Source organism: Vibrio sp. 1727 (assembly GCF_033344415.1).
Classification (GTDB): domain Bacteria; phylum Pseudomonadota; class Gammaproteobacteria; order Enterobacterales; family Vibrionaceae; genus Vibrio; species Vibrio alginolyticus.
In genome coordinates this window covers 131,276-153,494 of record NZ_JAWPOT010000014.1, presented here as the reverse complement: position 1 = coordinate 153,494, position 22,219 = coordinate 131,276, and the positions used below count along the sequence as shown (strand labels likewise).

22 protein-coding genes are annotated in these 22,219 nt (G+C 43.1%); 14 read left to right on the top strand and 8 right to left on the bottom strand.

The window, feature by feature from the left end; translation table 11 throughout:
- Positions 1–54: 54 nt before the first annotated feature.
- Positions 55–366, bottom strand: coding sequence for a hypothetical protein (locus R8O10_RS14785; protein WP_318191511.1), 312 nt, complete (start codon positions 364–366; stop codon positions 55–57).
- A gap of 400 nt (positions 367–766) precedes the next feature.
- On the opposite strand from R8O10_RS14785, the gene R8O10_RS14780 reads away from it, so the two are divergent.
- From R8O10_RS14780 to R8O10_RS14755, 6 genes are all read left to right on the top strand, one after another.
- Positions 767–2,077 carry a TolC family outer membrane protein gene (locus R8O10_RS14780; protein WP_017635971.1) on the top strand — a complete coding sequence of 437 codons (1,311 nt, stop codon included), beginning with the start codon at positions 767–769 and terminating at the stop codon, positions 2,075–2,077.
- 2 nt (positions 2,078–2,079) lie between these two features.
- Positions 2,080–2,694 (top strand): OmpA family protein, encoded by a 615-nt coding sequence (locus R8O10_RS14775; RefSeq protein ID WP_005377354.1) that lies wholly within the window; start codon positions 2,080–2,082, stop codon positions 2,692–2,694.
- A gap of 175 nt (positions 2,695–2,869) precedes the next feature.
- Entirely contained in the window at positions 2,870–3,223 is a 354-nt protein-coding gene (locus tag R8O10_RS14770; protein ID WP_005377352.1) for a DUF2750 domain-containing protein, read from the top strand.
- 187 nt (positions 3,224–3,410) lie between these two features.
- The gene (locus R8O10_RS14765; protein ID WP_318191510.1) at positions 3,411–5,381 is read left to right on the top strand and encodes a tetratricopeptide repeat-containing diguanylate cyclase; all 1,971 of its coding nucleotides are present in this window, start codon (positions 3,411–3,413) and stop codon (positions 5,379–5,381) included.
- 87 nt (positions 5,382–5,468) lie between these two features.
- Positions 5,469–6,167, top strand: a complete 699-nt coding sequence (locus R8O10_RS14760; RefSeq protein WP_054730600.1) for an IclR family transcriptional regulator — start codon at positions 5,469–5,471, stop codon at positions 6,165–6,167.
- Between the two features lie 106 nt (positions 6,168–6,273).
- Positions 6,274–6,966 carry an SDR family oxidoreductase gene (locus R8O10_RS14755; protein ID WP_054730597.1) on the top strand — a complete coding sequence of 231 codons (693 nt, stop codon included), beginning with the start codon at positions 6,274–6,276 and terminating at the stop codon, positions 6,964–6,966.
- 198 nt (positions 6,967–7,164) lie between these two features.
- Here the strand turns inward: R8O10_RS14755 and dkgB are convergent, their stop codons facing one another.
- On the bottom strand, positions 7,165–7,965 hold the full coding sequence (gene dkgB / locus R8O10_RS14750) for a 2,5-didehydrogluconate reductase DkgB (protein ID WP_053304418.1): 801 nt from the start codon (positions 7,963–7,965) through the stop codon (positions 7,165–7,167).
- A 112-nt stretch (positions 7,966–8,077) separates the two neighbouring features.
- Here dkgB and R8O10_RS14745 point away from each other — a divergent pair, with 112 nt between their 5' ends.
- Both R8O10_RS14745 and R8O10_RS14740 read left to right on the top strand, forming a co-directional pair.
- On the top strand, positions 8,078–8,983 hold the full coding sequence (locus R8O10_RS14745) for a LysR family transcriptional regulator (protein WP_005377343.1): 906 nt from the start codon (positions 8,078–8,080) through the stop codon (positions 8,981–8,983).
- A 132-nt stretch (positions 8,984–9,115) separates the two neighbouring features.
- On the top strand, positions 9,116–10,021 hold the full coding sequence (locus tag R8O10_RS14740; protein ID WP_064368442.1) for a TIGR03571 family LLM class oxidoreductase: 906 nt from the start codon (positions 9,116–9,118) through the stop codon (positions 10,019–10,021).
- 115 nt (positions 10,022–10,136) lie between these two features.
- Here the strand turns inward: R8O10_RS14740 and R8O10_RS14735 are convergent, their stop codons facing one another.
- Entirely contained in the window at positions 10,137–11,021 is an 885-nt protein-coding gene (locus R8O10_RS14735) for a LysR family transcriptional regulator (protein WP_005377338.1), read from the bottom strand.
- Between the two features lie 159 nt (positions 11,022–11,180).
- Between R8O10_RS14735 and R8O10_RS14730 the strand changes: the two genes are divergently transcribed.
- The 3 genes from R8O10_RS14730 to R8O10_RS14720 all read left to right on the top strand — a co-directional run bounded on the left by R8O10_RS14730 (position 11,181) and on the right by R8O10_RS14720 (position 14,016).
- On the top strand, positions 11,181–12,362 hold the full coding sequence (locus tag R8O10_RS14730) for an MFS transporter (protein ID WP_017635963.1): 1,182 nt from the start codon (positions 11,181–11,183) through the stop codon (positions 12,360–12,362).
- Positions 12,363–12,505: 143 nt separating this feature from the next.
- Positions 12,506–13,027, top strand: a complete 522-nt coding sequence (locus R8O10_RS14725; RefSeq protein ID WP_053307056.1) for a TetR/AcrR family transcriptional regulator — start codon at positions 12,506–12,508, stop codon at positions 13,025–13,027.
- Positions 13,024–14,016, top strand: coding sequence for an alcohol dehydrogenase family protein (locus tag R8O10_RS14720; RefSeq protein ID WP_318191509.1), 993 nt, complete (start codon positions 13,024–13,026; stop codon positions 14,014–14,016). Before R8O10_RS14725 ends, R8O10_RS14720 begins: the two co-directional genes overlap by 4 nt.
- Positions 14,017–14,205: 189 nt before the next feature.
- On the opposite strand, the gene R8O10_RS14715 is transcribed toward R8O10_RS14720, so the two are convergent.
- Positions 14,206–15,117 (bottom strand): GlxA family transcriptional regulator, encoded by a 912-nt coding sequence (locus R8O10_RS14715; RefSeq protein ID WP_054579521.1) that lies wholly within the window; start codon positions 15,115–15,117, stop codon positions 14,206–14,208.
- Positions 15,118–15,231: 114 nt separating this feature from the next.
- On the opposite strand from R8O10_RS14715, the gene R8O10_RS14710 reads away from it, so the two are divergent.
- Positions 15,232–15,750 (top strand): cysteine hydrolase family protein, encoded by a 519-nt coding sequence (locus R8O10_RS14710; RefSeq protein ID WP_005377333.1) that lies wholly within the window; start codon positions 15,232–15,234, stop codon positions 15,748–15,750.
- Positions 15,751–15,870: 120 nt separating this feature from the next.
- The gene (locus R8O10_RS14705) at positions 15,871–16,632 is read left to right on the top strand and encodes a transporter substrate-binding domain-containing protein (protein WP_186585015.1); all 762 of its coding nucleotides are present in this window, start codon (positions 15,871–15,873) and stop codon (positions 16,630–16,632) included.
- A gap of 98 nt (positions 16,633–16,730) precedes the next feature.
- On the opposite strand, the gene R8O10_RS14700 is transcribed toward R8O10_RS14705, so the two are convergent.
- Positions 16,731–17,804 (bottom strand): permease, encoded by a 1,074-nt coding sequence (locus R8O10_RS14700; protein WP_242532995.1) that lies wholly within the window; start codon positions 17,802–17,804, stop codon positions 16,731–16,733.
- A gap of 345 nt (positions 17,805–18,149) precedes the next feature.
- Between R8O10_RS14700 and R8O10_RS14695 the strand changes: the two genes are divergently transcribed.
- A complete protein-coding gene (locus R8O10_RS14695) occupies positions 18,150–19,142 on the top strand; it encodes a zinc-binding dehydrogenase (RefSeq protein ID WP_206970877.1) in 993 nt (330 codons plus the stop codon).
- Positions 19,143–19,289: 147 nt separating this feature from the next.
- Here the strand turns inward: R8O10_RS14695 and R8O10_RS14690 are convergent, their stop codons facing one another.
- The 3 genes from R8O10_RS14690 to R8O10_RS14680 all read right to left on the bottom strand — a co-directional run bounded on the left by R8O10_RS14690 (position 19,290) and on the right by R8O10_RS14680 (position 22,165).
- Positions 19,290–20,192 carry a homocysteine S-methyltransferase family protein gene (locus R8O10_RS14690; protein ID WP_206970878.1) on the bottom strand — a complete coding sequence of 301 codons (903 nt, stop codon included), beginning with the start codon at positions 20,190–20,192 and terminating at the stop codon, positions 19,290–19,292.
- A gap of 276 nt (positions 20,193–20,468) precedes the next feature.
- Positions 20,469–21,203: an amino acid ABC transporter ATP-binding protein gene (locus R8O10_RS14685; protein ID WP_412035166.1), complete on the bottom strand. Its 735-nt coding sequence runs from the start codon at positions 21,201–21,203 to the stop codon at positions 20,469–20,471.
- A gap of 14 nt (positions 21,204–21,217) precedes the next feature.
- Positions 21,218–22,165, bottom strand: a complete 948-nt coding sequence (locus tag R8O10_RS14680) for an amino acid ABC transporter permease (RefSeq protein WP_258481819.1) — start codon at positions 22,163–22,165, stop codon at positions 21,218–21,220.
- Positions 22,166–22,219: the final 54 nt, after the last annotated feature.

The following is a 22,219-nucleotide window of genomic DNA, read 5'->3' as shown; positions in this document are numbered from 1 at the left end:
CTGAAACTCGGTATGTTGTTTAAGAACTGATCAACATGGGGCTACCATGTCTTCTCACCGAATTAAGCAACAAAGCCAACTGGAGCCACTATTTTCACCCGCTGCAGGTGCGAGTTCTTCATCAATAGCAGAAGGGTCTTGACCTTGCTCAATAGCACTAATAATCTGTGCTACATCGTCTGAAATATCTTTTAAACCTTGCTCTTGAGCAAGCTGAATTTTCAGGTCTTGAGGCGCAGCATCTGTCATTGCCACTATCACTTCACCTGGTAGAGGCTGCTGTCCTTCTGCAAGGACTCTCAGCTGCCCATCCAAACCTATTACGACGACTTGATTACCGAGTGGCACTAATGCTGTACGATCCATATAAACCTTAACCCTAAATAACTGTCAAGTTTTTGACTAACAATACTAATTTGCTATATATTGCCCGAATATATAGTGCAATAACAGCAATTTGATGCTCAATAAAGTAATTATGTGTCATACATCAATAAGAATCCAGATGCATAAGTGTTTTATTTTATTAAAATCTGGACACACGTTCCTAGCTATTACCTTCATCTTTAATTTGAGATCTTAATTCAAGTTTCAGGCAGATTTAGTAGGTTGATTTATCAAAATTGAAACAAATGAACAGCGAATCAACAGGTTACTTCATCGCATATTAATGTTATTGTGCGCTAAATTATTGACGCCCTTATAAGTATTCCACTTATAAGCCCTATCACCTCGAGAATTTTTACCATTATCTAGGAGAATCACAGTGAAGTGGACTCGTGCCAACGCCTTTTGTATTGGTATGTTCACCGCTAGTCATGCTTTTGGGCAAACGCTAGAGCAAGCGGTTGAAAACACATTAAAAACCAATCCTGACATCAAAAGTGCGTTCAATGAATTCGTTAGCAAGCAGTATGTGAATGAAGCATCTGGTGGTGCTTACCTCCCATCCGTAGACTTAGATGCCGGTATCGGTTACGAAGGAATCAAACCTGCAGAGTCAGGGCGAGATTCAACCGATCTGACAAGAAAAGAAGCCACCGTGACACTAACCCAGCTAATATGGGATGGCTCAGCGACACTTAATGATATGGATCGAACAGCAGCTGATGCTGAATCGGTCCGTTATCAACTTCTAGCTGATGCCCAAGACACCGCTCTAGAGGTCGCGAAAGTTTATTTAGACTCAGTAAAAGCTTATGAAATTCTGACACTTTCCGAGAATAACTTGAAAGTGCATAAGAAGATCTATGAAGACATTAAAAAGCGAGTTAACTCAGGTATCGGTTCTACAGCAGACCTAACCCAGGTAGAGGCTCGTTTAGCAAAGGCTCATGGTAACTTGGTGGCAGCTCAGAACAACTTATATGACAGCCACACCACCTTTACACGCCTTGTCGGACAGTCACCACAAGGATTGATTTTCCCAAGAGCGGACCAAAACTTTATTCCCTACACCATCGATGAAGCGATTGACTTGGCATTCGAGTCACATCCAGTCATCAAAATTTCGGTAGCTGATGTGGACTCTGCAAAGTTCCAATACAAGCAATCTAAGGGAACTTACTACCCAACGATATCGGTAGAAGCGGCTCAAACATGGCGTGATGATGCAAGCGGTATCGAAGGAAGCAGCGAAGAGACAACAGCAATGTTACGTATGCGTTACAACCTCTTTAACGGTGGTAGTGACGTAGCCAACGCTGAAAGTTTTGCCTACCAACTAAATAAAGCAAAAGACCTAAGAGAACGTGCATACCGCCAAGTAGAAGAAGGTCTTCGTCTATCTTGGAGTGCGTTAGATTTAACACTTCAACAAAAAGAGTTCCTAGCGGATCACGTAGATTCGGCCTCTGAAACTGTCATCGCCTATGAAAAGCAGTATCGCATTGGAAAACGCACTCTGCTGGACTTGTTAAATACTGAAAACGAACTTTTCGAAGCGAGAAAGAACTACTTGGATGCTCGATACTCAGAGCAGTACGCCAAGTACCGCGTTATGAACGCGACTGGCCAATTGTTAAATGCCTTGCGTGTCGATGTACCTACAGAATGGAATGAAAAGGTGGAGTACTGATCATGAAACCAGTGAAGATTCTATTTGCATTGGGTATGCTCGCCATCACTCAACACGTTGTTGCTGAAGACGAATATGAGTATCGTCCTGTACCAAATGCAGAACAAATAGCAGATTTGCAAGATGACGATAACGATGGTGTCATCAATGCTCGAGATATGTGCCCAGGTACACCTGAAGGCTCAGAGGTCGACAACGACGGTTGTGGAGAATACATTAAAGCATCAGATAACATGCAAGTGCGGATACTTTTTGCTAACGACTCTGATGAGATCAATCCAGTCTTCAGAAGACAAGTCCGAGAGCTTTCCGACTTTTTAAAAGAGTACCCTACTACTTCGATAGAGCTGCACGGCTATGCTAGTAAAGTTGGTGGTTCAAAGCATAACCAAGATCTTTCTGAAAGACGAGCACGCAATGTCCGTGAAGCCCTACTAAGCTACGACATCGAACCGAGTAGAGTCCGCATTGTTGGTTTTGGTGACACTCACTTAGCACAGCAAGGGACCGATGAAGTCAGCCATGCTTTAAATCGTCGAGTAACCGCATCAGTCGTTGGTTACAAAGGCGAGATAAAAAGAGAGTGGACAATATTCACAACTCTTCCAGAAAGGTAAAGTACCTGTTTTTGTTTGCTCTGCAAGCACAAAGCAAACAAAAACGAGTGAATACTTAACCTCAGAAAAGGAGCTTCGGCTCCTTTATTTTTACTCATTTCGACAACCGTATTATGCTTTAGGAATCGGCACTTTAGTGTTACTCTAGCCACGTCATAACAACGAGAGTTTTGAAATGAGCAAACTTACATCAGATATCCAAGCGAACCTTGACCTTTTTGTTGCAGAAACGAAAGAAAACCAATTGGTTTGGGGTTTACGCAATGAAGAAGGTTGGCTATCTTGCGATTCAACTGAATTCGAAAACAGCGAAGTCATGCCTTTCTGGTCTTCTAAAGAAGATGCAGAAGCACATAATGTTGAAGAATGGGCAGATTTTACTGTACTAGAAATCCCATTAGATATCTTTGTTGAAGATTGGCTTTTGACTCTTGCTGAAGATGGTGTTCTTGTTGGAACTAACTGGAACGATCAGTTAGAAGGCAAAGAAATGGAGCCTCAAGATCTAGCAAAGCTTTACATTGATTAAAGATTTCTGACCTCAACTTTATGTTGAGGTCTTTCTTTTTTATGCCTCTTCTTTCAATATCTCGACCAAGTGCATAGTTTTACTACTCTTTTTCTTAGTACACCCAACTTAATCACAACGCTGATGCGTTAAAAGCGCTATGATAACTCAACTTTAAAGGCACCTTAAATTAAAGGCTCGTTTAAACATGCGCGTGCTCTATCCCTTGCTTGCGTCACTTTTGCTCACTCCAGTATATGCAAGCGACACTCAAGATATTGAACCAAACCAAAATATCACACAGTGGCACTCTGTCTACCAAACCACACTACGAAGCAACCCTGAGTCGGCATTGAGCATGCTTCAAGATCGCTACCATACAGCGAAATCGGACAGCGAAAAGCTCTACGTAAGTGGATTGATTTATGAATATATGTCAAACATAAATCAGCCTTACTATGGCAGCAGTCAAGTCTTAGACAACCCTTTTTCTCAATTAGAATCAGAATATATTCTTGCGTTAAATGAACGTAAGCATGGTAGTTACGAGGCCTCAGTAGATAGCTTTTCTTCTTTGCGACAGACAATGAAGAAAATATCCGATTCCGAAGGCAAGGCTCTGATGAACTATCAACTTTGTTATACGCTGAATCAACAAGGTCGTTATCACAAAGCAAACTTTTATTGCTCATCCATAGAGAGCCACTTAAATCATAAGCATCAAGAAAACTTCCCTGTTGATCTTGCTTTGCGCGTGGTAGCAAATAACTACAATTACCGTGGTGACTATGAAAAAGCCTTAAGTTTGTATCGACAGTTGATGGCCAACATGTCGACGCAAAGCGATCCTTCAGGGATTTACAATGACGTCGGCAATTTACTTGCAGAGCTGGGGCAATTTGAACAATCAGAGCAATATCTCATTCAAGCCTTACTGGTTCGCCAAGATGAAGGGACACCTCTTGAAGTTGCGCAAGTCGAACATAGTCTAGGAGCGATGTACAGAAAATCCAAAGAACTCGATAAGTCCATCAGCCACTACAAAAATGCATTAACGATTCTCGAACAACTTCATTATCCATACGGGCAAGGGTTGACCTATTTAGGGTTATCTGCTGCTTTGGCCGATTCTGGGCAATTGGATACCGCGGTAGATTACATTGGAAGAGCATTAAACATTGCCCAAACTTATGAGAATACGCACCTTGAAACAGAGGGTCATTTGGCTGCTGGATTGGCATATTTAAAGAACCATACACCCGAAAAATCGATTGAACACGGTACAATTGCGTTAAGATTAGCGGTAAAAAACGCTAGGCCCTTATTGCAAGCGCAAGCCCAATTACTCCTCTCAAAAGCATACCAAGCTCAAAATGATTACAAAAAGGCGCTGGAGCATCACAAGGCCTACTCGACGATTGAACTAACGAACCGAGACGCGAGTAATATCAAGGCGTTAGAGGCACTAGATCTCACTAAAAAAGAGTATGAATATGATCTACAAGTCGCGCAGTTGAACAACGAAACTCTTCTAAGTCAGTATCAGTTTGAAAAACTCACAGACCAACAACGCACTTATAATTTTGTTGTTTTCTGTTTATTGCTTCTCCTCGCTCTGGCATTGATGATTCAGCGACAAACACGCTTAAAAGCCAAAATAGACAGCTTAACGTGTGCATTAAACAGAGCGGCAATTATAGAGACGATTAAAAGCCAAACCTCCAAAGCGGAAGGAGACTTCCGCTACGTTCTAGCATTAATCGATCTAGATGACTTTAAGGCGATTAATGATCAGTATGGTCATCCAACTGGCGACTTAGTACTACAGCAGGTGTGCAAAGCGCTTAAAGCTAAACTTAATAAGGGAGAGTACTTGGGTCGTTTAGGTGGAGAAGAGTTTATCTTGCTATTGAAAAACGTCGATGAGATTGACGTTCCCTTTAGAATACAAAGTCTGCATAAAACAATTTCAGAAAAGAGTGTACATTCGCTTAATAACCATCAATTGAATATATCTGCGAGCCTGGCCTATCTATCAACCTCAATACCACTCACCAACTTTGATGAGCTCTATTCGATATTAGACCAAGCGTTATACAATGCTAAGAAGCAAGGAAAAAACTCCCTTGTGGACGCATACAACGAGCCGATCAGTTTAAGTGCTGAGTATATTCTCTAATAAAGCCAAACCACCAGCGTAGTGGTTTGTTATAGGTGGAAGCATCAGTAAGCCATTCAGATGCAACACCATCATCAAGGAGTCTTTGTGCCCAGGGCAAGAAAAAACATTCAGTCTCTAGAGCGAGGTTTTCTAATCCTCGAGTTGCTCTCGATGAGTGAGTCTCCCCTATCATTACAGACGATCAGTAATGCGATCCAGTTAAATAAGACGACTGTTCACGGGTTACTTGCGACTCTACACTCTCTTGGATATGTATCCAAACACAACCATAGCTACAGCCTAGGGTTTAGATGCTATGAACTGTCTAAGCCGATTGAACAAAAAAACGAAGCTATCCGACAACATTTTGTTCCATTGCTGAAAAAAATGGCCCAAGTGACTAACAACACAGCTTACCTCGCTGTACAAAGTGGCGCTAAAGAGTACTTGTATATCGATGCTATAGAGCAGGATAACCCTCTTACTATCCGTAGCCCGAGAGGGAAACGAGAAGGGCTCACAACATCTGCGATCGGCAAAGTTTTTCTTAGTTTTGATGATGAGCTTCGTCGAACATTACGCCTTGAAAACCAAATATCCCCCACGTTAGAAACTGAACTTAATCAGGTTGTATTATCAGGTTACGCACTCGATTTAGAAGAGGCAGAGCCAAACCTCAATTGCTTAGCGATCCCCCTTTACTTGGATGGTAAAGTCGTTGCTGTTGCAGGTGTTAGCGGTGCTGCCTCCGAACTGACGGTCACTAGGCTAAAACACTTTGCCAACATCTTTCTCAAATTTTAAGATTTGACAATGTCGAATCCTAGGCCATTTTTATACTGTTTTGATTACATGCTTATACGTCGCCTCTAATATGGTCGTTGTTCAACTCAACAACGTAGGAGAAGCGATGTCTACTGTATTAATCACCGGCGCTAACCGTGGCTTAGGCTTGCAATTTGTCCGCCACTACCTTGGAAAAGGTTGGCAAGTTATCGCAACTTGTCGTTCACCAGAAAATGCTAAGCAGCTCAATGAACTAGTAACCCAATCTAATCAACTTCAACTGATGGCTCTAGACGTCACTAACCAACAAGATATCGATCAGTTAGCCACTCAATTAGCGGATCGTCCGCTCGATCATTTAATTCTTAATGCAGGTGTATTAGGCGAAGAGTGTGCAAAGCTTGGCGAAATGACCCAGAAAAAATGGCTAGAAGTACTAAACATAAATACCGTCGCACCTGCCCTGCTAATTCAAGCCCTACAAGACAACGTTGCGAAAAGTCAGCACAAAACCATCGTGGGAATCTCAACCCGAGTTGCGAGTTTAAGCGATAACAGTTCAGGTAACATGTACAGTTATCGAGCATCTAAAGCAGCGCTTAATCAGGTTCTAGTATCAGCAGCACGCAATCTCGAATCGCGAGGAGTAAAAACTGTCGCAGTTCATCCCGGCTGGGTAAAAACCGATATGGGCGGTGAGGACGCAACCTTTTCTGCCGAGGAAAGTGTTGCAGGCATTGTTTCGGTCGCAGAACAGCTAACACTTGAGCAATCCGGAAGCTTCCGCGTATTTGATGGCTCTACAATCGAATGGTAATTGATCTCTAAATGACGTCTCCCGGCCAAATTGAGGGCCGGGAGAATACAGTAAACTAATAGGCCAAAAAGATAAAAGCTCGCACTATCGTCAGACAAGCGAGCCCTTATCGTCTATGGTGTTGTACTACTGTCAAACGCTGAGGAAGTCAGCGATTGCAGAGGCGTCATTTAGGCAATGATTTCCTGTGAAACTCACTCAATCATCCCATTCAGGCGCTAGCCCTTCAGGGTTTACTTCGCGGCCATTTCTTTCCAACGCATCTATCTTTGCAATCGCCTCTTCACTCAGATTAAGTTCAAGTGCTTTCAGGTTACTTGCTAAATTCTCTCGTTTAGTTGAAGACGGGATCACCGCGTAACCTTTTGACAAAGCCCAAGCAAGCGCGACTTGAGCTGGCGTGGCCTGATAGTCCTCAGCAATACCTGCAATAGTTGGGTCCCCAAGTACTTTCCCATATGCCAAGGTCATGTAAGACGTTACCTGAATATCGTTTTCCTGCATGAAGCTGACCAACTTACGATTTTGCAAATAAGGGCTAAGCTCGATTTGGTTAGTAACAATATTCTCTTTACCGACCACTTCTATCGCTTGTTGCAACAAGTCAATATTAAAGTTGGATACGCCAATATTACGGGTTAACCCTTGCGATTTAGCTTCAAGTAATGAAGCCATGTATTCGTTCAAGTTATTGTTATTGCCAGGCCAGTGGATCAAGGTCAAATCCACATAATCTGTATTTAGCTTTTCTAAGCTCTCTTTTAGACTTGGAATGAGTTGTTCCGTGTTCATGTTATCAACCCAGATCTTGGTCGTAATGAATAGCTCATCACGTGCAATACCGGACTGTGTCAATACTTCACCGATTTCTGCCTCATTACCGTAAATCTGTGCAGTATCAATTACGCGGTAACCCACTTCTAACGCATTACGGACTGAATCCTTAACTACTTCACCCTCTAAACGAAACGTGCCGACGCCAAATGATGGTACTTTCATCTAAATCTCCTGAATTATCGATTTTATAGTTGATTCGAAGCAAAACTTTACGCCGCAAGAAACTTTCCGTAAAGTTAACAATAATCAAATCTAATTTGAAATATATTCAACAATGAAAGCTACTCTAGATGAAATGCGCACCTTTATGGCCGTGGTCGATACGGGTTCAATCAGCTCTGCGGCTGAACTGTTATCGATGACCGTCTCGGCGGTGAGTCGATCGGTATCTCGGCTAGAAGCCAAACTCGAAACGACTTTGTTAAATCGCACAACCCGTAAGTTAGATGTTACTAATGAAGGAACGATATACCTCGATAAAGTCAGACATATTGTAGAAGCAGTAGAGAATGCCGAAGCACAACTGAAAAGCCAGAAATATAAGCCCTCTGGCCTCCTACGAATAAACGCAGCTACCCCCTTCTTACTGCACGTACTAACGCCGCACATTGCTAAATATCAGAGCTTGTATCCGGAAGTCGAAATCGATCTCAATTCCAATGAGGAAAATATTAGCCTTTTGGGAACAAAAACCGATATTGCTTTTCGTATCGGTGAGCTACAAAACTCAACCATGCGCGCGATATTTCTTGGTAAAAGTCGGATTCGAATCGTCGCGAGTCCAGAGTATTTAAGACAACATGGTACTCCAACCTCAATAGATCAGTTACTCAATCACAAGCTACTTGGATTCAACAAGCCGGAGTATCTTAAGGAATGGCCGATCATGGATGATAAGAACAAACTTCTGCGTATTATGAGTAGCCTAAGATCTGATAATGGCGAGACGCTAAGATGTTTAGCCTTACATGGTGCGGGGATAGCTTGCCTGTCTGACTTTATGACCTACTCTGACCGACAAGCTGGTCGCTTAGTGGGCGTGCTTAGTGAACACACGCATAATGTCGAACAGCCAGTTCATGCGGTGTATTACAAAAATGCCAGTACCTCACGCCGGATCAGCTCTTTTATTGACTTCATCAAGCAAGAAATCAAGGTAGAGAACCACCAGTTCCTTTAAAGACCACCGCTGTTTGTGGCAAAACACTTTTGTCTTTTTGCCGCTTTTTCTCACAACAAAAATCTCATAGTGTCCTGAATATCAGGGGGGCACCTGGCCTCCTAGTACTCACAGTAATAGTCAGGCTTCATAATGCATAAAGATTTAAGTAACAGATTCACCATCGGGGTTGAGCTCCCCCTAGATAATGACTGGACCCAAGAAGGCCAGAAAAAACGGCTGCTCCAACGAAAACCGTTCGGCGTACCAGACATGAGTGCACATAAACAGCGTATTATGTTAGCCGATAAGTTAGGCTTTAACGTAGCGTGGGTAAGAGATGTCCCGTTGTACGACCCTAACTTTGGAGACGCGGCACAAATTTATGAACCGTTCAGTTATCTTGGCTATCTCTCTGCGTGCACCGACAACATTCTACTAGGGACAGCAGCGATAGTATTACCGTTAAGACAACCTTGGCTAGTGAAAAAAGCCGCTGCGACCATCAACGAGTTAAGTGGTGACCGCCTGATACTCGGTGTGGCTAGTGGAGACCGTCCTAGTGAATATCCCGTTTTTAACGCCAACTTTGACAGCCGTGGCTCGGCTTTTCGAGAAAGTGTAGAGATTTTGAAAGATACGCAAAATGATAAGCTGGGTAACGATCTACAGTTATTACCCGAGTTTGCTGATATTCCTATCTATGTCGCAGGGTTAGCGCAGCAAAGTCCACAATGGATAGGAGAAAACCTAGACGGCTGGCTCGCCTACCCAGGCACACCTGATGATCATGAACACCGCGTTGCACTTTGGCGCTCCGTAGCGGGAAACAAACCCTACGCCAGCTTTATTCATCTTGATTTAATCGATAACCCAAATGCACCAGTCGTTCGGCATCATTTTGGTATCCAGGCCGGAGTCAATGGCTTGAGCGATGAGCTAGAAAAAATGCAAGAAGCAGGAGTCAATCACATCGGGTTGCATTTCCGTCGTAATAGCCAACCAATTGATAAATCAATGGAACAGATCGCTCAGTACGTGTTGCCACGCTTTAACTAAGAGCAAATAAAAATATGTGCCACCTTACTAAGGGGTGGCACGCTAGGCTTGGCAGTTGGAAAAACAAAAGCTGCAATAACGACAAAACTCTTTTGTTAAAACAACAATAATAGTGTTATTTTAAAGTAAGTCTTGGTTGAATAAAGTCGATGAACGCGGAAATACGCTTAGAGACTGAAGAAGATTTGTAGAACACAGCATTGACCTGTTCTCGTCCAGTATTTGTGATTTTTTCCGATTCAAACAATGCCACTAACCGTCCAGAATCAAGATCATCTTTCACCATAAAGCCAGATAAACATGCAATGCCGTTCCCTGCCAGCACTAACTGTCTAACCGTTTCACCACTGCTGGATAGGATATCAGGCTCTATCATCTCAAACCCTCGTAATGGCCACTGATTTAACACTTTAGCGCCAGAAAAACCGATCAAGTTATGACTGCGCAAATCGCTCACCGCTTCAGGAAAACCTCGTTTAGATAAATAACCAGGCGTGGCAACGATAAATAGTGGGCTTGTTCCTAAAGGTTTAGCATGCAGTGTTGAATCCGATAATCGTCCAATACGTATCGCCACATCGGTTCTTTTTTCCAATAGATCCACAAAACCCTCATTAGAGGTAAGATCGAGTTGAATATCAGGATAAGCCTCTTTAAATGGCTGAATTAACGGCACGAGTTGATGTAAAACAAATGGGCTAGCGGCATCAACTCTTAAGCGCCCCTTGGGTAATTCACCTCGTGTGATGATCTCTTCTTCAGCTTGCTGTATTTGTAGTAAACCTAAGCGAACCGCTTCAACAAACTGATGCCCTTCCTCAGTAACTTCCACTCTGCGTGTCGTGCGATTCAGCAAGGTTACCCCCAACTGTGATTCAACTTTACTAACCGCACGAGATACCCTAGCGACTTGAATACCTAGTGCATCAGCAGCGGAAGAAAATCCACCACTATCCACAACTGCCATAAGAATCTCTAATTCATCTGATCGGGTTAACATTTCATCCCCTTTCCTAACTGCGCATTTCCTTCACTTATAACAAAAGGATTTTGTAATAAACACCATTTTTCGCAACGAATAACTCTTTAATAATACACGACATGGAGACGGGCTATTCGTTTATCCATTCATATTCAATGATTATAAGAGAGAGTTGTTATGCCTTTAGCTTTACTTGCATTGACGCTGAGCGCCTTTGCTATTGGAACCACGGAGTTTGTAATTGTCGGTCTGATACCGACTATGGCCTCCGACCTCAACGTATCATTACCTTCAGCGGGTCTTTTAGTTAGCCTGTACGCACTTGGTGTCGCGGTTGGTGCTCCCGTTTTAACAGCGCTGACTGGTAACTGGAAAAGAAAGTACGTTCTGCTTTCTGTTATGGCACTGTTTGTTCTTGGCAATCTGTTAGCCTGGCAAGCACCTGGATACAACACACTAGTTACAGCAAGGATACTGACCGGGCTTGCACACGGTGTGTTCTTTTCGATCGGCTCGACTATCGCCACTGGCCTAGTGTCAAAAGAAAAAGCCGCTAGCGCAATTGCTATTATGTTTACCGGTCTCACCGTAGCTCTAGTGACGGGCGTGCCACTTGGCACCTGGATTGGCCAGACATTTGGTTGGCAGGCAACCTTCCTAATCGTCGCGATCCTTGGAATCATCGCACTGATAGGAAGCGCTCTGCTAGTGCCGAGTAATCTGAAACAACCACCAGCAACCAAGCTGTCATCGCAAGTAAAAGTCTTGACTCAGCCTCGTCTACTTTTGGTGTACGCAATCACCGCGCTCGGTTACGGTGGTACGTTCACAGCCTTCACTTACTTGGCTCCTATTTTGGAAGAAGTTTCGGGGTTTGGCTCTAGCGCTATCAGCCTAATTATGTTGGTTTATGGTGTATCAGTCGCATTCGGCAACATCTGGGGCGGAAAGATGGCCGACTCTATGGGGCCAATCAAAGCTCTGACAGCGATTTTCTCGGGCCTAATTGTGGTATTGCTCGTGTTTAGTGTCACAGCATTTAATCCAATTTCTGCAGTAGTGACCATTCTTGTCTGGGGTGCCTTTGCCTTTGGTAACGTTCCAGGACTTCAAGTTTATGTTGTCAAACTAGCAGAGAAATATTCACCTGATGCAGTCGACGTCGCTTCTGGTCTCAACATTGCTGCATTTAACGTAGGTATTGCACTGGGTTCTTGGGGCGGTGGCCTTATCGTGGCCAATGCTGGGCTGATGCACACACCTTGGATTGGCGCGATCGTAGTATTAGGTGCTCTACTACTAACCCGTTTCAGCGGAATGCTAGACAAGCGTGGAGAGCAGCACGCAACGGCACACTGATTCACGTTCCGAATCTATAAAAATCACTTAAATTAGCCCGGCATTACGTCGGGCTTTCAATACAGAGTTTAAATACACCATTGACTGAGGTAGAAAGTTTATTCTACCCTTAGGTAAAACAAACGTTCTACCTGGTGTATCAAATAGTGAAAGAAAAAATCGCAGCAAGCCTAGAAAAAGCATTCAGTCAGTATGGCTTCGCCGAGCCTAGCGTACCCCAACTCAAAAACGCCTGCGAAGTCAGCCTGAGAACCCTGTACAAATACTACCCCTCCAAGGAAGCGATGATTGTTGCAGCTCTCGAGCATCGCCATCAAAGGTATTTGAGTTTTTTGCTCGAAGACGCCCCTGCCAATGGAACACCGGCTGTATTACACCTATTCACTCGCCTCGAGGATTGGATGAAGGAGTTTGCACCGAATGGCTGCATGTCCATCAATGCATTAGCAGCCTATCCAGAAAATCTATCAATTAATCAAGCAGTAAAACAACACAAATTGGCGGTCCGTCAGCTTATGGGCCAACTAAGTCAGCGAGAAGACCTCGCAACCACACTCTTCTTGTTACATGAAGGTCTATCCAACGCATGGCCGGTTCTCGGTCACGCTGCCTTTGCATCCGCTGAACGCACTCTGCTAGAACTAATGAAGGAGAACAATCAATGACCACAATCCCGAAAGTCATGAAAGGCGTCCAACTTATCGGTCATGGTGGGCCAGATATGCTTCGTTACCGCGATGATCTACCTGTGCCAGTCCCCTCGCCTGATGATGTATTGATCCAAGTTGCCGCTGCCGGAGTCAATAACACCGACATCAATACCCGAACAGCATGGTATTCTAAAAATGACGCCAATAGCATGGATGCAAGTTGGTCAGGAGACGCGCTATCTCTCCCTCGAATCCAAGGTGCCGATGTATGCGGTACCATCGTCGCTGTTGGTGAGAATATCTGCCCATCACGAATCGGTCAGCGTGTGCTTATCGAACCATGTATTACGCGCTTCCACAGTCAAGCACTTAGCTCGCCTTGGTACTTCGGTTCAGAATGTGATGGTGGCTTTGCTCAGTTCACTGTTGTTGACAGTAAACATGCATATGCTGTGAATAGTAGTTTATCGGATATCGACTTGGCCTCCTTCCCTTGTTCTTATTCAACTGCCGAGAACATGCTTGTCCGCTCTAATGTCACAGCGAGCGATACCGTACTGATTTCAGGGGCATCCGGTGGTGTTGGCTCTGCCGCAATCCAACTGGCGAAGGCGCGTGGAGCATACGTCATTGCTATCGCCAGCCCAGAAAAGAAAGAACAGATCACGGCATTAGGAGCAAACCAAGTTATCCCTCGCGATGCAAATTTAACAGCGACTCTCGGAGAAAACAGCGTTGACGTAGTGATTGATTTGGTCGCAGGAGAGCAGTGGCCACAATTTCTTCAGGTACTAAAGCCAGGATCAAGATACGCTGTTTCCGGCGCCATAGGCGGCCCAATTGTCGAGCTGGATGTAAGAACTCTTTACCTTAAAGACCTAGCGTTATTTGGTTGTACCGTTTTGGCACCAGAAGTATTCGGTAACTTGGTTCGCTATATCGAACAGAACGCAAGCAACATATTGGGAAACTGGTTTTGGAAATCACATAGCTTTTGTGATTAACAAAGACCTATACAAGTCATTGTAATTTGAGAACCCTTTAAGCATTCTACAAAATGTTCAGTAATTAGGAGTGCGCTACGGTTGGCTTAGCTTGTTATCCCTTTTCATCACGCTAAGCCAGCTTGTAAAAATATGTGTTTGTTTCTGAGTTATAAATGTTTAATACCAACATTATCTTACTTCTGGCGTTTATGAACAGAACCGAGATCTGAACGACTTTGGTGTTAAACCTACGATCCTATTAAATATTTTCCTGAACGCGCTCACATCTTGGTAACCCACTCTAAATGATATTGCGTCAAATGTTAGGGTTGTCGACTCAAGTAAATCACAAGCTTTTTGGACTCTTAAGCTTTGTATGTATTGGTTAACATTGAAACCTGTCGCCTTTTTAAAGCGTCGCTGCAATGTCCTTTCTGTTAAACAACTCAACTCTGCAAGCTCTTTATTGCTCAGTTTTCCTTGATAATGATCGTTTATATAGTGCTGTAGTTGAACAATTACCTCATCACCATGTTGGAAGTTTGGGGTAAACTGTTGATAAAAGCGTTGCTCTCTCGGACCAGTATCAATAACCAACATTTTTCCTAACAGGCGCATTACTGCCGGTGACGCAAATAAGGAAACCAATTCCAAGCCTAAATCCACCCATGACATCATACCCCCAGCCGTAATGATCGTTCCTTCGTTAATAAGGATGGCTTCTTGTCTTACGTGGATATCGGGAAACTGACTCGCTAATGAAGGAGCCAAGCCCCAGTGTGTTGTACAAGACTTATTGGTCAACAACTGGGTTTGAGCAAGAATAAAAGTACCAGCGCAGGCGGAGGCTAAAATCGCACCTTTACTATATTGGACATTTAACCAGTCGAGTAGCTCTGGCTCTGGTTCTAAGTAATATTGACCAGTGCCGCTGGGCGGAATCATTACCGCTGTTTTCACATCGAAGTGCGTGTTTGACCAGTGATCCAATATCTCTACTTCAAAGTGCACATCAACGCCCAATTTAGCCGCCGCACGGTTTGCCATCTCGAAGAGTTCGCTTAAACCATATACGGAGGCTTGCGAGCTATCTGGGTAATTAACGAGTGCTATTTTCATTTATCTTCAAGTGTCGCTTTTTGACTCTTTTGTGTCATTTTAGACTCTAAAGAAGGTGGCTAAAAGTCTTTATATTATTCGTACCGCAATGATCCTCAATAAAAGGAAAAGAAAATGACTCAAAAAGCCCTACTTGTAATTGATTTGCAAAACGACTATTTCCCAGAAGGAAAGTTTCCTTTATGGAATACAGAATCAACTTTAGACAATGTTAAGAGAGCAATAACTAAAGCCAATGAGCAAAACATTCCTGTGATTCATATTCAGCATATTGCCGATCCTGCCATGGGCATTGCCCCATTCTTCAATGAAGGCAGCGACGGTGCCAATATTCACCCAGAAGTTCTTGCTTTAGCGCCGAATTCCGAAATCGTGGTAAAGCACTTCGCAGATAGCTTTGAAGGAACACGTTTAGAAGAAGTATTGGCAAGCAAAAATGTAACGGAGTTACTTGTATGCGGAATGATGACACAAAACTGCGTCACACATACTGCTATCTCAAAATCTGCGGACAAGTATGATGTTTCGATCTTAATGGATAGCTGTACCACGGTCGATGAAATGATTCACAACATTGCACTTCACGCTGTCTCAACGAGAGTTCCCCTCGTAACTATTGAAGATAAGCTGTAATACACGCAAAACCTTTCGCTCACACAATGCGGGCGAAAGGTCACACATATATGCATTTTCATTGATATTTGCTTACTTTGTGTTAAACATTGGTTTCCAAATAGTTACAAGGAAACATTTATGAAATGGATAGTCGCATTGTTTATTAGCTTATTTTCAGTTTTCAGCCATGCGAAAGAGTGGAAACAAATTCGCTTCACTGTTGAAGGGGCTTACCCTCCATTTAGCTGGACGACAAAAGAGGGAAAGCTAGAAGGGTTTGAAGTCGACCTCGCTAACGCGTTATGCAAAGAGTTAGAAGTAAAGTGCGTTATCTCAAAAATGGATTGGGATGGCATCATCCCTTCTCTCCTTAGTCGCAAGAACGATGCGATTATTGCTGCAATGACAATCACAGAAGAACGAGAAAAGAAAGTCGATTTCACCGTCCCTTATGCAAAAGTACCGACTCGTTTTGTAATGAAAAATGATAGAGAAATCAACATGGATGACGGCAGCCTAAATCGTTTATCTATTGGAGTTCAAAGAGCCACAATTGGTGATAAGTACCTTTCGGCCTTGTATCCAGATATTGATATTCGTCGTTATGGTACGTTCGATGAGGCATTTACCGATCTACTCAATGGACGGTTAGATGCTGTATTTGGCGGCTCAATCGGTTTAAGTGCTGGTTTTCTTGAAACTGCACAAGGTCAAGGCTATCACTTTACTGGACCAGCGTTTACTGAGGAAAAGTGGTTCGGCCGTGGCATTGGCGTAGCAGTGAGAAAACAAGACAAAGAATTAAAAGCATTACTCGATAGCGGAATACAAAAATTGATCCAGAGCGGTAAGCATAAAACCATCGCCAGCAAGTATTTCTCCTATAGTATTTACGAGTAACCTCTTTATCTTTTTATAGCCTGCGCGGTATAGGAAACTTCCCTTTCCCTATATGGCGACAAAAACGGAGCCCTCGAGCAGTCGCCCGAGGGTTATTTTTATAAAAAAGCCCACGTATATAAGTAACCCGCTCCCATGGCCATCGTTAAGATAACGATTAGGAAGGCAGCGATCATTTGGTTCTTAAAAATTGATTTCAACAAAATCACTTCTGTAAGACTTGCGCCAGCACTACCAATAATAAGCGCCATAACAGATCCAAGAGCCATACCTTTTTGTACTAGTGCCGCGCTAAGTGGAATGACCGCCTCTGCACGGATGTACAATGGAATACCAATGATTGCTGCGACCGGAATCGCGTACCACTTCGCTTCACCAGCAAACTCCGCAATGAACTCCGTCGGGATGAAGCCATAGATAAATGAACCAATCGCAATGCCCATCATGAGATAAGGGAACACTTGCTTAAAGTCTTTCCAAGTTGATTGCCAAATACGTACCCAGCGGCTAGGTTCTTTCTCTTCCACGACTGTCGCTGTTGCACTACCGTCTGATGAGCAGCAAGACACTTCCACTTTAGGTTCAGGTTTTGGTGCATCACCACAGCAAGATGTTTTCGCCGCAACTGGCGTAGGTTCATTGCAGGCGCTGGTACCACAGATTGATGCTGGTCTCGCTTCTTCTTTTTTCTTGCTTGAATCGCCACAAGAAGTACCGCACGAAGAAGAACCTACCGCTTGATATGCTTCTGGTTTGACGTAACGTTCAAACCCTAGTTTTTCAAGTACATAGCCTGCTACCACTGATACTGACATCGCGATAGCAAAGTAAAATACCGCAACTTTCCAACCAAAAGTCACCACAAACAAGCCAATAATCACTGGGTTAAGCAACGGGCTTGCAAATAGGAACACCATCATAGGTCCAAAACCTGCTCTTGCACGCAACAAGCCTTTTAAGAAAGGAATGGTCGAACACGAACAGAAAGGCGTAATCGAGCCTAGCAACGCAGCAATGAAGTAACCTTTACCCTTTTTCGAGCTAAGAATAGATTGAATTTTTTCTGGCGTTAGAAAATCTTGCAACACACCGACAATGTAGCTAATTGCCAGAAATAAGATGATAAGTTCGGTTGCTAGAAACGCAAACATATCCAGCGCTTCTTTAACCATTGTTATAATTTCTGTATTCACATTTACTCTCCTCGTCATTTTCGCTAACAAGCTTACCTGATAGATAAGCTTTCATTTCGATATTTCTGGAATTATAGAATCACAAAACAAAAAATCAACAGAATATTTCCATAAAAATGGAATAATAAAACTAGTCATTACTTATCATAAAGTTACATGTCGTTAGCTATGCAGACTGGTTGTCTATGATAATTTCAGAGCATCTCGAATCCTTTTTATCAAACATAACCTAAAATTATCAAAATAAGAAAAAACCATAATTATTGCAGCAGCACCCTCTGAGTTAGTATGACTTTCGACCATTCTTAATAATAAGGAAAACCTATGAGAGCGATAACTTACCAACGAGATAACGATACTTTCTCTTTATCCGAATTACCTACACCAAAACTAGAAACCCAATTTGATGTATTGGTTAAAGTTAACGCTGTTGGTTTGAATCCTGTCGATGCAAAAATTCATTATTGGTCAGACATGGTCACTAACATGGATAACAATTTTGTTGGCGGGTTAGACGTATCAGGAGAAATAGTCTCTGTAGGCGATGCGGTCGTTGATTGGAAGGTTGGCGATAAAGTGTTGTATCACGGAAACATGAGACGCCATCACGGAGGATTCGCTGAATTTGCTATCCATGATTCAAGAACGCTCATAAAGCACCCTCAGGTTCCGGTTGAAGTGGCAGCATCCACACCTTGCGCAGCCTGGACCGCATATCGCGCTTTGGTAGACAAGCTCGATATTTCAAATCGAAGCAGCATTTTTATCGCCGGAGGTGCTGGCGGCGTTGGAAGCTTTGCTATTCAGTTAGCAAAGACATTTGGTGTTGAACAGATCATTGCTACTAGTTCAAAAGCTAATCACGCATATTTGTCCTCGTTAGGAGCAACCCATACGATTGATTATCATCATGAAGATGTAGTTCAACGAGTAATGGACATTACCGGAAATCATGGCGTTGAGGTTGCACTCGATTGTGTAGGCGGTGATAACGACCGAATTGCAGCCTCGGTGTTAACCTTTGAGGGAGAAATGGTGGAGCTCGTCAAGACTGTCGACCCTTCTCAATATCCAGATGCCTTCTTAAAAGGCTTGGGCTTCCACCAAATAAGTTTGGGCTCTGGTCATGTCTTTGGCGAGAGAGGGTTTGCAAGTATCGTTAATGCCGGAAAGGAAGTGTCTGAGCTATTAGAAAATGGAGAATTGGAAGTACCGAAACTGAAGATCATCGGCTTAGAGGATGTAGGTAACGCACTCTTGGACATGCGAAATCAGAGAACAGTTGGAAAGATTGTCGTTAATCTGAACCAAAAATAATTAATAAAAATCTCGAGGCACACTGGCAAAGTAATGAGCAAGTTAAAGCATCTTGTTACTTTGCCAGATACGAAAGACTTTTATTTTATCTATAACGATGAATGAAAAACAAAATCTCTTGTCATGCTTCCCTGCACTTCACCAAAATTAGGCGTTTTCGAGAGTGTCTCTCCAAGCCGCTAGCAATTTAATATGACGTGGTTCAATCCCACAGCAACCACCAATAATGCTTGCTCCCTGCACATGCCACTTTTTAGCATACTCAAGATATTCAGTCGGAGAGAAATGACGAACTTCCTGAATGGTCTCGTTGGCTTGGTGCGCTTGCTTTATCGGAGCAAAGCTATTTGCGAAAACACCTATCGTCAATTCTCTACCTGACTCACTCAATACTGCTTGTGTATCTATGATCGCTTGCTCGACAACTTCAGGAATAGAGCAATTGAAAAAGATACCTGAAACATTTGTTTTCAACAGCGTATTAACCGCGACTTTAAGAGATTCCCCTGAGCGAAGGCGAGGCAAAGAGTTAGGGTCATCCATTAAGGTGAAAGCAAGATAATTGGGCTTATCTGTTTTGGCTAAAATTATTGATAGAATTTCAACTTCAGCAAGGCTAGACACGGTCTCAGCTAACCAAATATCAACATATTGATCTTGAGCTTCAAATAACTCAGAAGCCACTTCCAGTGCCCTTTTCGGCTCGAATAATTCAGGCCTGTAAGACCCCATTACAGGAGGAAGAGACCCCGCAACGAGCACTCTATCGTTAGAGCTGGTGACTACATCTCTGGCAATTTTGGCTGCAGATTTTGCTAACTCAGCCCCTTGCTTTGCATAGAGTTCCTCTCCTAAGTGAAATGGAACACATGCATAACTGTTGACAGTGATAATCTCTGCGCCAGCGTCTATGAAATTCTCATGTGCCATTTTTACATATTGTGGTGATTCAATTAGCGCTTGTGCACTCCAAAGCGGCTGAGAAAAAGGGGCGCCAATACGTTTTAACTCTCGCCCCATGCCACCATCTAAAATTGTTACTTTCTTCATTTAGACATCCATACCGCCAAACATCCATAAGCTCTATTCAAACACAATTTTTATCAATTCAAAATGAAATTGTTATGTTTAAAGTGAACAAAGACTTAATGGCTGATTAAACACTCTAGTATTTACCAGACCTTTCATTCGGACCAAGCTAATGTTATCGCCATTAACTTCGAGTAAAAATCCCATTATCTATGTCTCTCGGCGAGGCGAACGTTACGAGCCACAATAGTGCATGAAGTGATTGAGGGACTCGCCCTCAATCAAATTTTCTTTTTATTATAATACTTTAGATAAAAACTTCTGCAATCTAGGGTTGGTGGGGTTATCAAAAAATCGCTCAGGAGAGTCAGAAACCAAAAGCTCACCATCTTCCATAAACAACACCCTATCAGCGACCTCTTTTGCGAAACCCATTTCATGAGTAACCACGACCATCGTCATTCCGTCCTTGGCCAAATCTTTCATCACATCAAGAACTTCTCCAACCATTTCAGGGTCTAGTGCTGATGTGGGTTCATCAAACAACATAATGTTGGGCTTCATTGCTAACGCACGAGCGATTGCGACGCGCTGCTGCTGTCCACCTGATAAATGATTAGGATAATTATCCATTCTCTCCGACAGACCGACTTTATAAAGCAAATCTTTTGCTTCTTTCTTCACCGATTCAGGGTCACGTTTAGAAACCTTTAAAGGTGCTAACATGACGTTCTCTATCGCCGTTTTATGTGGAAAAAGGTTGAAGCCTTGAAATACCATGCCCACATCAGCGCGTAGTTTATTGATATCCGTAGATTTGTGGTACATATCCATACCATCTACGATAATAGACCCACTATTTATTGTCTCTAATTGATTGATCGTCCGTAAGAATGTTGACTTACCAGAACCTGACGGTCCTACGATGACAATCACTTCCCCTTTTTCTACATTTACCGATACGTCCTTGAGCGCATGGCAGCCATTAGGGTAAATTTTATTAATTGTTTTTGCTGAAATAATGTATTCCATTAATGACTCCACCATTAATCACTTGCTGCCAATTTCTTTTCTAACGTTTGTATTGCCCAAGATAAGGTACTAGTTAGAAGCAAATAAAGGGCCGCAACGGTAAACCAAACTTCAAATGGGGCAAAACTACCACTTACGACTTCCCTGCCCGCTTTTGTCAGATCAGTAATCGAAATCACGGAGACAAGTGAGGAATCTTTTATCAGGTTGATAAACTGCCCGGCTAAGGGAGGTAATGTCTGCTTAAACGCTTGAGGTAAAATGACATAAATCATCGCTTTGGGATAATTCATTCCTAGTGAACGCGCCGCTTCCATTTGTCCTCTTGGGATTGACTGGATTCCTGACCGCACAATTTCTGCGACGTAAGCGGCGGTAAACACGGAGAGCGCTATCACTCCCGCAGTAAAACGCTCAAGGTCAAGCACAGTACCAATAAAGAAGTAAACGATAAAAATCTGTACTAAAAGAGGCGTTCCACGAATGACCTCGACATAAACAAGCGCCAGCTTTTTTAATGCCGGATTGCTGGATATACGCATTAGTCCGACAACTAAGCCCAACGCTAGAGCAATGATAAGTGACCAGAGTGAGATTTTAATGGTCGTCACAACACCATCTAAAATTGGGCCAGAGCGCCACTCTTTTATAGTTGCTAAGGTATCTCCTTCAAAAATAAGATCACCTTCATAGACGTCGACAGACTTATATTGGCTTAGTTCAAGAACAATATCACCATGAATACTCTCCAGAGCCAGTTGGTTATTCTCGTCGAGAATGATGTTCCCATCGACAGGCGCGGTAATGGATGAAGCAGCGTTAGTGGCAATATAAGGAAGGACACGCTCCCAATTCCAGCTGTAATCGATTCGCTTACCTGACAGATAGACAAGACCGCAAATTGATAGCAAAACAAGAACAAAAACAGCGTTCCACAATAGGGATTTTAAGTTATTTTGCATGTGATTCCGAGAATGACTTTGATTAAAGTTGGTTGGGTATTTGAATAAAGAAAA

Bases quoted from the DNA above. Each gene is read 5' to 3' on its own strand.
- R8O10_RS14745 (WP_005377343.1), top strand. From the start codon at position 8,078: ATGAAAGCTACTCTAGATGAAATGCGCACCTTTATGGCCGTGGTCGAT.
- R8O10_RS14785 (WP_318191511.1), bottom strand. From the start codon at position 366: ATGGATCGTACAGCATTAGTGCCACTCGGTAATCAAGTCGTCGTAATA.
- R8O10_RS14730 (WP_017635963.1), top strand. From the start codon at position 11,181: ATGCCTTTAGCTTTACTTGCATTGACGCTGAGCGCCTTTGCTATTGGA.
- R8O10_RS14720 (WP_318191509.1), top strand. From the start codon at position 13,024: ATGACCACAATCCCGAAAGTCATGAAAGGCGTCCAACTTATCGGTCAT.
- R8O10_RS14740 (WP_064368442.1), top strand. From the start codon at position 9,116: ATGCATAAAGATTTAAGTAACAGATTCACCATCGGGGTTGAGCTCCCC.
- R8O10_RS14765 (WP_318191510.1), top strand. From the start codon at position 3,411: ATGCGCGTGCTCTATCCCTTGCTTGCGTCACTTTTGCTCACTCCAGTA.
- R8O10_RS14680 (WP_258481819.1), bottom strand. From the start codon at position 22,165: ATGCAAAATAACTTAAAATCCCTATTGTGGAACGCTGTTTTTGTTCTT.
- R8O10_RS14710 (WP_005377333.1), top strand. From the start codon at position 15,232: ATGACTCAAAAAGCCCTACTTGTAATTGATTTGCAAAACGACTATTTC.
- dkgB (WP_053304418.1), bottom strand. From the start codon at position 7,965: ATGAAAGTACCATCATTTGGCGTCGGCACGTTTCGTTTAGAGGGTGAA.
- R8O10_RS14735 (WP_005377338.1), bottom strand. From the start codon at position 11,021: ATGTTAACCCGATCAGATGAATTAGAGATTCTTATGGCAGTTGTGGAT.
- R8O10_RS14700 (WP_242532995.1), bottom strand. From the start codon at position 17,804: ATGGTTAAAGAAGCGCTGGATATGTTTGCGTTTCTAGCAACCGAACTT.
- R8O10_RS14695 (WP_206970877.1), top strand. From the start codon at position 18,150: ATGAGAGCGATAACTTACCAACGAGATAACGATACTTTCTCTTTATCC.
- R8O10_RS14705 (WP_186585015.1), top strand. From the start codon at position 15,871: ATGAAATGGATAGTCGCATTGTTTATTAGCTTATTTTCAGTTTTCAGC.
- R8O10_RS14715 (WP_054579521.1), bottom strand. From the start codon at position 15,117: ATGAAAATAGCACTCGTTAATTACCCAGATAGCTCGCAAGCCTCCGTA.
- R8O10_RS14775 (WP_005377354.1), top strand. From the start codon at position 2,080: ATGAAACCAGTGAAGATTCTATTTGCATTGGGTATGCTCGCCATCACT.
- R8O10_RS14755 (WP_054730597.1), top strand. From the start codon at position 6,274: ATGTCTACTGTATTAATCACCGGCGCTAACCGTGGCTTAGGCTTGCAA.
- R8O10_RS14690 (WP_206970878.1), bottom strand. From the start codon at position 20,192: ATGAAGAAAGTAACAATTTTAGATGGTGGCATGGGGCGAGAGTTAAAA.
- R8O10_RS14685 (WP_412035166.1), bottom strand. From the start codon at position 21,203: ATGGAATACATTATTTCAGCAAAAACAATTAATAAAATTTACCCTAAT.
- R8O10_RS14770 (WP_005377352.1), top strand. From the start codon at position 2,870: ATGAGCAAACTTACATCAGATATCCAAGCGAACCTTGACCTTTTTGTT.